This is a genomic window from Burkholderia sp. Tr-862, assembly GCF_011753085.1.
Taxonomy (GTDB): Bacteria; Pseudomonadota; Gammaproteobacteria; order Burkholderiales; family Burkholderiaceae; genus Burkholderia; species Burkholderia ambifaria.
Window position 1 is genome coordinate 36761 of the sequence record NZ_VWWG01000046.1, and the last position, 10321, is coordinate 47081.

At 68.1% G+C, this 10321-nt stretch carries 9 protein-coding genes; 4 read left to right on the top strand and 5 right to left on the bottom strand.

Annotation, left to right across the window (positions count from 1 at the left end; genetic code table 11):
* Window positions 1–30: 30 nt before the first annotated feature.
* Together F3J14_RS15515 and F3J14_RS15520 are read right to left on the bottom strand one after the other, a co-directional pair.
* Complete coding sequence (locus F3J14_RS15515; RefSeq protein WP_166723744.1) at window positions 31–1548, bottom strand: CoA-acylating methylmalonate-semialdehyde dehydrogenase; 1518 nt, start codon at window positions 1546–1548, stop codon at window positions 31–33.
* A gap of 48 nt (window positions 1549–1596) precedes the next feature.
* Window positions 1597–2955: an aspartate aminotransferase family protein gene (locus F3J14_RS15520; protein WP_166723745.1), complete on the bottom strand. Its 1359-nt coding sequence runs from the start codon at window positions 2953–2955 to the stop codon at window positions 1597–1599.
* 105 nt (window positions 2956–3060) lie between these two features.
* Between F3J14_RS15520 and F3J14_RS15525 the strand changes: the two genes are divergently transcribed.
* Both F3J14_RS15525 and F3J14_RS15530 read left to right on the top strand, forming a co-directional pair.
* Window positions 3061–4026: a LysR family transcriptional regulator gene (locus F3J14_RS15525; RefSeq protein ID WP_211080359.1), complete on the top strand. Its 966-nt coding sequence runs from the start codon at window positions 3061–3063 to the stop codon at window positions 4024–4026.
* A 201-nt stretch (window positions 4027–4227) separates the two neighbouring features.
* A complete protein-coding gene (locus F3J14_RS15530) occupies window positions 4228–4719 on the top strand; it encodes a 2,4'-dihydroxyacetophenone dioxygenase family protein (RefSeq protein ID WP_166723747.1) in 492 nt (163 codons plus the stop codon).
* A 12-nt stretch (window positions 4720–4731) separates the two neighbouring features.
* Here F3J14_RS15530 and F3J14_RS15535 read toward each other — a convergent pair whose 3' ends face one another.
* On the bottom strand, window positions 4732–5691 hold the full coding sequence (locus F3J14_RS15535) for a GlxA family transcriptional regulator (protein ID WP_166723748.1): 960 nt from the start codon (window positions 5689–5691) through the stop codon (window positions 4732–4734).
* Window positions 5692–5833: 142 nt separating this feature from the next.
* On the opposite strand from F3J14_RS15535, the gene F3J14_RS15540 reads away from it, so the two are divergent.
* Entirely contained in the window at window positions 5834–6634 is an 801-nt protein-coding gene (locus F3J14_RS15540) for an SDR family oxidoreductase (protein WP_011658736.1), read from the top strand.
* Between the two features lie 204 nt (window positions 6635–6838).
* Here F3J14_RS15540 and F3J14_RS15545 read toward each other — a convergent pair whose 3' ends face one another.
* Both F3J14_RS15545 and F3J14_RS15550 read right to left on the bottom strand, forming a co-directional pair.
* Window positions 6839–8218 carry an MFS transporter gene (locus F3J14_RS15545; RefSeq protein ID WP_166723749.1) on the bottom strand — a complete coding sequence of 460 codons (1380 nt, stop codon included), beginning with the start codon at window positions 8216–8218 and terminating at the stop codon, window positions 6839–6841.
* 182 nt (window positions 8219–8400) lie between these two features.
* Window positions 8401–9360: an MBL fold metallo-hydrolase gene (locus F3J14_RS15550; protein ID WP_166723750.1), complete on the bottom strand. Its 960-nt coding sequence runs from the start codon at window positions 9358–9360 to the stop codon at window positions 8401–8403.
* Between the two features lie 177 nt (window positions 9361–9537).
* On the opposite strand from F3J14_RS15550, the gene F3J14_RS15555 reads away from it, so the two are divergent.
* Window positions 9538–10321: IclR family transcriptional regulator (locus tag F3J14_RS15555; protein WP_166723751.1), on the top strand; the 784-nt coding region annotated here is incomplete at its 3' end.

The following is a 10321-nucleotide window of genomic DNA, read 5'->3' on the forward strand; positions in this document are numbered from 1 at the left end:
ACGCGCAGCCGGAACGCGCGTCAGCGATTGTCAGCGGCTCGACGGGAAGCTGAACACCGTCCCTTCGCGCACGCCGGCCGACGGCCAGCGCTGCGTGATCGTCTTGCGCTTCGTGTAGAACCGCACCGCATCCGGGCCGTACGCGTGCAGGTCGCCGAACAGCGAGCGCTTCCAGCCGCCGAACGAGTGGTACGCGACAGGCACCGGCAGCGGCACGTTGATGCCGACCATGCCGATCTGGATGTTGTCGCCGAAGTAGCGCGCCGCTTCGCCGTCGCGCGTAAACAGGCACGTGCCGTTGCCGTATTCGTGCGCGTCGATCAGCGCCATCGCCTCGTCGAGCGACTTCAGGCGGATCACGCCGAGCACCGGCCCGAAGATCTCGTGCTGGTAGATCGGCATGCCGGGCTTCACGTTATCGAACAGGCACGGGCCGAGGTAGTAGCCGCCGTCGTGGCCGTCGACCTTCACGCCGCGGCCGTCGACGACGAGCGTCGCGCCCGCTTCCACGCCCGCTTCGACGAAGCCCGTCACCTTCTCGAAATGCTGCTTCGTGACGAGCGGCCCCATGTCGACGCCGGCACCGTTGCCCGGGCCGACCTTCATCTTCTCGATCTCGGCCTTCAGCCCTTCGACCACCTTGTCGCCCGTTTCATCGCCGATCGCGACGACGAGCGGGATCGCCATGCAGCGCTCGCCGCACGAACCGTACGCGGCGCCCATCAGCGCGTTCACCGCGTTGCCGATGTCGGCATCGGGCATCACCACCGCGAAGTTCTTCGCGCCGCCGAGCGCCTGCACGCGCTTGCCGTGCGCGCAGCCGGTCGAATAGATGTATTCGGCGATCGGCGTCGAGCCGACGAAGCTCACCGCCTTCACGCGCGGATCGGTCAGGATCGTGTCGACCGCCTCCTTGTCGCCGTTCACGACGTTCAGCACGCCCGGCGGCAGGCCGGCCTCGAGCGCGAGCTCGGCCATGCGCAGCGTCGACGACGGCGTGCGCTCGGACGGCTTCAGCACGAACGTGTTGCCGCACGCGACGGCCATCGGCCACATCCATAGCGGCACCATCACCGGGAAGTTGAACGGCGTGATGCCGGCGGCGACGCCGAGCGCCTGGAACTCGCTCCACGAATCGATCGCGGGGCCGACGTTCTTGCTGTGCTCGCCCTTCAGCAGCTCGGGCACGTAGGTCGCGTATTCGACGTTCTCGATCCCGCGCTGCAGTTCACCCATCGCGTCGGCGAGCACCTTGCCGTGCTCGGCGGTGATCAGCGCGCACAGTTCGTCCGCGTGCTCCTCGAGCAGCGTCTTGAAGCGGCTCATCACGCGGGCGCGCTTCAGCGGCGGCGTGTTGCGCCACGCTGGGAACGCGGCCTGCGCGGACGCGATCGCGGCTTCGACGGTCAGCTTGTCGGCGAGCGCGACGCTCTTGTGCGATTCGCCGGTCGCCGGGTCGAACACCGGCTGCACGCGGCTGCCGCCGTCGACGCGCTTGCCGTCGATCAGGTGGCCGACGGTGGAGGTCACATTGCTGTCGTGTTTCATGTTCTGGCTCTTTCGTGAATTCGGTTGTCGCAACGGGCGAGCCGCGGCTCAGTCCACTTCATTCAGCGCGTCGGACAGCGCGTTGACCAGGTTGTCGATCTCGCGCTTCTCCGAGATGAACGGCGGCGCGAGCTGGATCGTGTCGCCGCCGTAGCGCACGTAGAAGCCCTTCGCCCAGCAGCGCATCGCGATCTCGTACGGGCGCCGTGCCGGCTCGCCCGGCAGCGCGGCAATCGTCAGGCCGGCCGCCAGCCCGTAGTTGCGGATGTCCGTGATATGGCGCTGGCCCTTCAGCCCGTGCACGGCCGCCTCGAAATGCGGCGCGAGATCGCGCACGCGGGCCACCGCGTCTTCCTTCACCAGCAGGTCGAGCGCCGCGACGCCGGCCGCGCAGGCGACCGGGTGCGCCGAGTACGTGTAGCCGTGCGGGAACTCGAGCATGTACTCGGGGCCGCCCACGGCCATGAACGTGTCGTAGATTTCCTTCGTCGCGATCACCCCGCCGAGCGGCTGCACGCCGTTCGTCACCTGTTTCGCGAAGTTCATGATGTCCGGCGTCACGCCGAACGCATCGGCGCCCGTCATCGCGCCGGCACGGCCGAAGCCCGTGATGACTTCGTCGAAGATCAGCAGGATGTCGTGCGCAGTACAGATGTCGCGCAGGCGCTTCAGATAGCCCTTCGGCGGCACCACGACGCCCGCCGAACCCGAGAACGGCTCGACGATCACGGCCGCGATGTTCGATGCGTCGTGCAGCGCGATCAGGTCGAGCAGGCGGTCGGCGAGGTCGGCGCCGTTCTCCGGCATCCCGCGCGAGAACTTGTTTTCGGCGAGTTGCGTGTGCGGCAGGAAATCGGCGTCGATCCCCTGGCCGAACAGCTTGCGGTTCGGCCCGATCCCGCCGACCGAGATGCCGCCGTAGTTCACGCCGTGATAGCCCTTCTCGCGGCCGATCAGGCGCGTCTTCGTGCCCTTGCCCTTCGCGCGCCAGTACGCGCGGGCCATCTTCAGCGACGTGTCGGCCGCTTCCGAGCCCGAGCCGGTGAAGAACACGTAGTCGAGGCCGGCCGGCGTCAGGTCCTTGATCTTGTTCGCGAGCTCGAACGACTTCGGATGGCCGAACTGGAACGCCGGCGCGTAGTCGAGCTGCGCGACCTGGCGGCTCACGGCTTCCGTGATTTCCGCGCGGCCGTGGCCCAGGCCCGTGCACCACAGACCCGACAGGCCGTCGAAGATCTTGCGGCCTTCGCCATCCGTGTAATACGCGTCCTTGGCCGACACGATCATGCGCGGGTCCGACTTGAACTGGCGGTTCGCCGTGAACGGCATCCAGTGGGCGTCGAGCCACGCGGCGTCGGTGCGGAGGTCGGTCTCGTCCTGCTGGCGGGTGGTGATCGTATTGGTCATGTCGGTCGGCGCGGCGCGCCCCTCGTGCTTGTGTTGATGTTGCGCATTGTCGGGAGGCCAATTAGTCTTTTGAATATCGCAATATCAATGTTCACTTGCGCATCTATGCAAGCAAAGAAACCGAAGAGCCGCGCGCTGCTCGGGCAGCTCAGCGACATGGATCTGCGGCTGCTGCGGGTTTTCAAGGGCGTCGTGCAGTGCGGCGGGATGGCGGCGGCCGAACTGGAACTGAATATCGGCATCTCGACGATCAGCCGGCACGTGAAGGATCTCGAAACGCGCCTCGGCCTCGTGCTGTGCCGGCGCGGCCGCGCGGGCTTCACGCTGACGGCCGAGGGGCAGACGGTGTACGAGGAAACCCTGCGGCTGCTCGCGTCAATGGAGGCATTTCGCAGCAGGATCGACGGCATTCACGACAAGATGGGCGGCGAACTACACATCGCCGTATTCGACAAGACGGCCACCAACGCGAAGGCGCGGCTCGGCGACGCGATCCGCCAGTTCGCGGACGAGGCACCCGACGTCGCGCTGAACCTGCATGTCGCGTCGATCAACGAGGTCGAGCGCGGGATCATCGACGGCAGCTATCAGGTCGGGATCATCCCCGCGCACCGCAATTCGGGGAGCCTCGTGTATTCGGAACTGTTCGACGAACGGATGCTGCTGTACTGCGGCCGCCAGCATCCGCTTTTCGACGCGCCGCACGGCAAGCTCACGTGGACGACGATCCGCAACCACGCGTTCGCGGGGCTCGGCTTCCATTCGCCGAACATGGAACTGAGCCATCGCGCGAAGCTCACGCGCAGCGCGACGGCATCGGATCAGGAATCGATTGCGACGCTGATCCTGTCGGGCCGCTACCTCGGCTTCCTGCCCGACCATTACGCGGAGAGCTTCGAAAACAAGGGATTGATGCAGGCGATCGCGCCGCACCGCTTCAACTACCGGTGCCGCTTCGTGAGCCTGCTGCGACGCTCGCCGCGGCCGTCACGCGCGGCGCTGTTGTTCCAGTCGTGCCTCGAAGCCGCGCATGCGGCGGCGCGGCCGGGCGGTGATGGTGGTGACGCGTAGCCGGGCTCAGGCTTCGCCGGCGCCGCCGTCAGGCAGCGACTGTCGCGTCATCTTGATCAGGAACACCACGGCGACCAGCGCGGCCGCGAGCCGGCCGCCGCGCCGACACCGGGCACCCAGCGCCGGCAATCCACGTCAGGCCTGCGGCCCGATCCGCCTCTGCGATAATGCGCACTTCCCGTTTCCGCTCCGCCTCCCGCCATGACGCAGCCGTCCGCCCCGCTTCCCACCGACCTGCCGCCGATTTCGTGCCTGCCCGGCGACGCGCTGCCGTGGCTGCCAATGAGCGCCGACCTGCCGGGGCTCGCGATCAAGTATCTGCATATCAATGCGGCGGAAGACACGCTGACCGCGCTGCTGAAGATGCCGGCCGGCGGCACGCTGCCGCGCCATCGTCACGACGGCGAGGTGTTCGTCCATACGTTGCAGGGGGCGTGGCGCTACCGCGAGTACGACTGGATCGCGCACGCTGGCTCGACGGTGCTCGAACCGGCCGGTTCCGTGCATACGCCGGAAACGCTCGGTGCACCGGGCGACGACGTGATCACGCTCAACGTGATGCGCGGCGACCTGGTGCTGCTCGACGACGACGGCCGCGAGACCGCGCGCGAGAATTGCCGCGTCGCGCTGCTGCGCCAGCGCAAGCATGCACGCGCGGCGCCGTACGACGCCACGGCGTTCGTCACGCGCTGAGCAGCGCGCCTCTCAGGCCGTTTCGCGCTCGTCCGCCCGCGCGTCGCGCCGCACCGCCTGCGGCGGCACGCCGAAGCCGCGCACGAATGCATCGCGCAGGTGGCGCCGGTCGCGGAAACCGTTCTCCTTCGCGATCACGTCGAGCGAATGCCGGCTCTGCTCGATCATCAGCCGCGCGGCCTCGAGCCGCAGCCGCTCGATCGCCTTCGCCGGCGACTGCCCGGTTTCGAGCGTGAACACGCGGCTGAACTGGCGCGGACTCAGGTGAGCGGCGTCGGCCAGTTCCTCGACGGTCAGCGCGCGGCCGAGGTGCTGGCGCGCATAGTTCAGCGCGTTCTGGATCCGGTCGGATTTCGGCGCGAGATCGAGCATTTCCGAATGCTGTGACTGCCCGCCCGCGCGGCGCTGGTGCATCACGAGCTTGTGCGCGACCGAGCGCGCGGCGTCCGCGCCGAGATCCTTTTCCACCATCGCGAGGGCCAGGTCGAGGCCGGCCGTCATCCCGGCCGACGTCCAGATCGGCCCGTCGACGATGTAGATCCGGTCCTCCTCGACGCGAACCTCCGGAAAGTGCTTCTGCATGTCGCGGCCGTACGCCCAATGCGTCGTCGCGCGGCGCTGCTCGAGCAGCCCGGCCTCGGCGAGCACGAACGCGCCCGTACAGATGCCCGCGATTCGCCGCGCACGCGCGTTCGGGTGGCGGAGGAACGCGACGACGCCGGCCGGCGCCGGCGATGCGACCGGATCGTTGACGCCCGCGACGATCCACGTATCGACGTCGAGCCGCCCGCTCAGCGCGCGCGTCGCGACCGGCAACCCGAGCGACGAGCGCACGTCGCCGCCGTCGACGGAATAGTTGTCCAGCACGTAGAACGGTTCGCCAGCGGCCATGTTCGCGTACTCGAACACCGACTGCGCGGCGAGCGCCATGATCTGGAAGCCGTCGCTGATCAAAAAGCCGATTCGGTGCATGCGTGTCTCCGGTGCCGGGGGTGATGGCCGTCATGACCACCCCGATGTCCGAAATCATACCTATCTACGTCATTTGCGTCGCCGTGATTCGAAGCCAGAATGCTTTCACGCACTCACCCTTTCTTCGCAACGGAGCGACATCATGACTGAAGCACATCGCGGTACCGCCGTCATTACCGGCGCATCGTCGGGCATTGGCGCAATCTACGCCGACCGGCTCGCGCGCCGCGGCTACGACCTGATCCTGGTCGCGCGCAACCGCGACCGGCTGACCGCCCTCGCCGAGCGCATCACGAACGACACGCAGCGCAGCGTGGAAATCGTGGGCGCGGACCTGAACGACCGCGCCGAGCTCGCCGCCGTCGAGGCGAAGCTGAAGCAGGACGCGAGCATCACGCTGCTCGTGAACAACGCGGGCGTCGGCACCCACGCGCCGCTGCTTGACAGCGACGTCGACGCGATGACGCGGCTGATCGACCTGAACGTAACCGCGCTCACCCGCCTGACCTATGCGGCCGTGCCCGGCTTCGTCGCACGCGGCCGTGGCGCCGTGATCAACATTTCGTCGATCGTCGCGCTGTCGCCGGAAACGCTCAATGGTGTCTATGGCGGCAGCAAGGCGTTCGTGCTCGCGTTCAGCCAGTCGCTGCATCACGAACTCGCGGACCACGGCGTGCAGGTGCAGGCCGTGCTGCCCGGTGCGACGGCCACCGACTTCTGGCAGACCGGCGGCCTGCCGCTCGAACACCTGCCGAAGGAGATCGTGATGTCGGCGTCCGACCTCGTCGACGCGGCGCTGGTCGGCTTCGAGCGCGGCGAGCTCGTGACGATTCCATCGCTGCATGCGGCTGACGAATGGGATGCGTACGAAGCCGCGCGCCGCACGATGGCGCCGCACCTGTCGACGGATTCACCGGCGCCGCGCTACGCGGCTGCGCGCTAGTCGGCAATATCGGCGTCGCGCCCTCCCTGCCCGGGCGCGGGGCTGTCGAATCGAAGCGCGTCGATGACGGCCGGCTCCCGGTCGTCGTCGACGCCGCGAGGCATTCAAGGCGCCCGGTTCGTCACCCCAAGCCCGTTTCGCCTCGCTTGCCACGCATTGCCGGGCAACGACAACGACGCCCGCCGGCAGCGACCGGCCCGAGGCTCACGCGCGCCGCGCGGGTTCGCCCTTCACCCCGAGCATCAGCGCGGCGCCGCTCAGCGCGAGCAGCGCGGCCAGCAGGTACACGGCGAGATCCATGCTGCCGGTGCGCGTGCGGATCAGCCCGATCACCCACGGGCTGACGATGCCGCTCGTGATCCCGATGCTGCTGATCAGCGCGATCCCGGCCGCGGCCGCGTTGCCCGACAGGTAGCGGGTCGGCACGGCCCAGAAGATCGGCAGCGCGGCGAAGATCAGCGTCGCCGCGATCGACAGGCAGGCGAGCATCGCCGCGAAGCTGTGCAGGTGCAGCGTCAGCGCCGCGAGGGCGAGCCCGCCGCCGATCGTGCAGCACGCGAAATGCTTGCGGCGCTCGCCGGTGCGGTCCGAGCGGCGCGCGATCAGGATCAGCCCGACCGCGCCCACTGCGTTCGGCACGACCGTGTAGAGGCTCACGGCCACGACGTCGGTCACGCCGAAGTCGCGGATCATCAGCGGCATCCAGAAATTGAGCGTCAGCGATGCGCAGGTCAGCGAGAAGTAGATGAACGCGAACAGGTAGACGCGCGGGTTCGCGAGCGCGGCGAGCAGGCTGCGTTTGTCGTGCGCGCCATGACCGGCGCCGTGCGCACGGCTGTCGCCGCACAGCGCGGCGACGCGCGCCTTTTCGTCGGACGTGAGCCACGCGGCGTCCTGCGGACGGTCGACCAGGTACGTGAACGCGAAGCACGCGAGCACGATGGCCGGCGCACCTTCGATCGCGAACATCCACTGCCAGCCGTGCAGCCCGAGCACGCCGCTCATGTCGCGCATGATCCAGCCCGACATCAGGCCGCCGAGCACGCCGGCGACCGCGACGCCCGCGAAGAACACCGAGATCGCCGCCGCCCGCCGGTTCGCCGGGAACCAGTAGGTCAGGTACAGCACGATGCCGGGAAAGAAGCCGGCCTCGAACACGCCGAGCAGAAAGCGCAGCACGTAGAAATGCGACGGCTGCGACACGAACATCATCCCGGTCGACGCGATGCCCCATAGCAGCATGATCCGCGTGAAGGTGCGGCGCGCGCCGAAGCGCGCGAGCAGCAGGTTGCTCGGCACCTCGCAGAACACGTAGCCGACGTAGAACACCGCGGCGCCGAGGCCGTACATCGCATCGCTGAAGCCGAGGTCGTGCTTCATCTGCAGTTGCGCGAAGCCGATGTTGATGCGGTCGAGGAACGACACGACGTAGCAGAGGAACAGGAACGGCACGATCCGCCACGCGATCTTGCGGAACAGCAGCGCGTCGCCGGCATCGGATGCGGGCGCGGATTCGTATGCGGAAGCCGACGCCGCGGCACTCGCGTGCGCGATCGTCGCCTTGGCGGGAAGCGATTGGGGCATGTCTCTCTCCAAACGGGCCGCGCGATTCGAGCGCGCAGCAGTCTCCGAGGGCGTGCATGCGCCCTGCTTTCTTGTGAGATCGGAAGTCGGCTCCGGAAACCGCGGCGCAATGCCGCCGCCGTTCACGGGCCGTCAGGAAAACGGCGGGACGTCCGCCCGGACGCCCCGCCGCCGTGACCCGCTCAGTCCTGCAGCGCGTCCCACATTTCCTTGTCGCGCTGCGCGGTCCAGATGCGCGGATGCGTGATGCCGCTCGCCTCGTCGAACGCGCGCGACACGTCGAACGGCAGACAGTGCTCGTAGATGAACACGTTGCCGAACTTCGGATCCATCGCTTCGCGCGTGAGCGCCATCGACGCCTTGAGGTCGAGCTTGCGCTCGACGGCCTTGCGGCCCTGCGCGAGCAGCGTCGTCACGAAGTCCTTCGTATAGTCGAGGCCCTTGTTCACGTCGGCCGGATTCAGCAGCGCGGGGCCGCGGCCCGGCACGAGCTTTTCCGCGCCGAACGCGCGCAGCGCCTCGAGCGTGGCCGGCCACTGTTCGAGCTGCGCGTCGCCGCAATAGCAGGCCGCGTCGTATTCGACCAGATCGCCGGAGAACAGCACCTTCTGCGACGGCAGCCAGACGATCGTGTCGCCCTTCGTATGGCCCGAGCCCACGTGCATGATCTTCACTTCGAGCTTGCCGAGGAACAGCGTGATCTCGCGCTCGAACACGAGCGTCGGCCAGGTCAGGCCCGGCACCGTCTCGACGCCCGCGAACAGGCGCGGGAAGCGCTCGATCTCCGACTTCATGTCGGCCTCGCCGCGCTCGACGATCATTTCATAGGTGCCGCGGCTCGCGATCACGTGCTGCGCGCCTTCGGCGAAATACGCGGACGCGCCGAGCACGCGCACCGCGTGGTAATGCGACAGCACGACGTGCTTGATCGGCTTGTCGGTCACGCTGCGGATCTTCGCGATCAGGTCCTGCGCCATCGCGGGCGTCGCGGTCGTATCGACGATCAGCACACTGTCGTCGCCGATGATCACGCCCGAGTTCGGGTCGCCTTCGGCGGTATATGCGTACGCGTTCTCGGACAGCTGCGTCCAGGTGATCTTCTTCACTTCGAGATCGGCTTGGGAGGCGAATGCTTTGGCCATATTGCGTTCCGTGGCTGCGAGCCATGTGTTGAGGGGAGTGAGTGGATCTTCGGCCTGCATCGATTATTTGTCAATGACAAAGTCACTTGCTATTGTCTAATTCGGGTAAACCTGCGGGCTGGCGCGCCAAATGGCGTCGGATACCATGCGGGGTTTCGTCAACGGAAGAATCATCGCGTGCAGAACCACGAAGTCAGCGCAGACGACGCGCCGCCCAAGGCGCAGCGCGGGATCCAGAGTGTCGAGGTCGGCGGCCGGCTGCTCGACGCGCTCGCGCGCCGGCGCAAGCCGCTCGGGCTGTCGGAGCTGGCGGCCGCGGCCGGGTTGTCGACCGCGCAAGCGCATACCTATCTCGTCAGCCTGACGCGGCTCGCGCTCGTGAAACGCGACGCGCTCACCGGCAACTACGAGCCGGGGCCGCTGTCGCTGCGGCTCGGGCTGATGTCGATCGAACGCCAGCCGGCCTATCGCGCGGCGCTGCCGCACGCGGCGCGACTCGCGGAAGCGGTCGGCCTGAGCGTCGCGCTGTCGGTGCCGGGCGTGCTCGGGCCGACGATCGTGCGCATCGAGCACGGCGGCTATCCGTTGCATGTGAACCTGCACGTCGGCTCGGTGATGTCGCTCGATACGACGGCGACCGGCCGCGTGTTCCGCGCGTTCGGCGACCCCGCACTGCTGGACGCGATGGCGGCCAGCCAGGCCGGCGCGGGCGACACGCTCGCGGGCGCGGAAAGCGAGCAGCCCACGTCCGATGCCGGCGCGTGGCAGGCCGAGCTCGATGCGATCCGCGCGCGCGGGATCGAGCGCGGCGTGGACCGGCCGAGCCCCGGCGTCAGCGCGATGTGCGTGCCGGTGCTGGACGCGGACGGCCGCCTGCAACTCGCGTTGACGGTGATCGGTTCGACCGGGTCGATCGATGTCGGCTGGGACGGCCCGATCGCGACCGCGTTGCGCGATGCGG

Coding starts and splice junctions, on each gene's coding strand:
- F3J14_RS15515 (WP_166723744.1), bottom strand. CDS start 1,548: ATGAAACACGACAGCAATGTGACCTCCACCGTCGGCCACCTGATCGAC.
- F3J14_RS15520 (WP_166723745.1), bottom strand. CDS start 2,955: ATGACCAATACGATCACCACCCGCCAGCAGGACGAGACCGACCTCCGC.
- F3J14_RS15525 (WP_211080359.1), top strand. CDS start 3,061: ATGCAAGCAAAGAAACCGAAGAGCCGCGCGCTGCTCGGGCAGCTCAGC.
- F3J14_RS15530 (WP_166723747.1), top strand. CDS start 4,228: ATGACGCAGCCGTCCGCCCCGCTTCCCACCGACCTGCCGCCGATTTCG.
- F3J14_RS15535 (WP_166723748.1), bottom strand. CDS start 5,691: ATGCACCGAATCGGCTTTTTGATCAGCGACGGCTTCCAGATCATGGCG.
- F3J14_RS15540 (WP_011658736.1), top strand. CDS start 5,834: ATGACTGAAGCACATCGCGGTACCGCCGTCATTACCGGCGCATCGTCG.
- F3J14_RS15545 (WP_166723749.1), bottom strand. CDS start 8,218: ATGCCCCAATCGCTTCCCGCCAAGGCGACGATCGCGCACGCGAGTGCC.
- F3J14_RS15550 (WP_166723750.1), bottom strand. CDS start 9,360: ATGGCCAAAGCATTCGCCTCCCAAGCCGATCTCGAAGTGAAGAAGATC.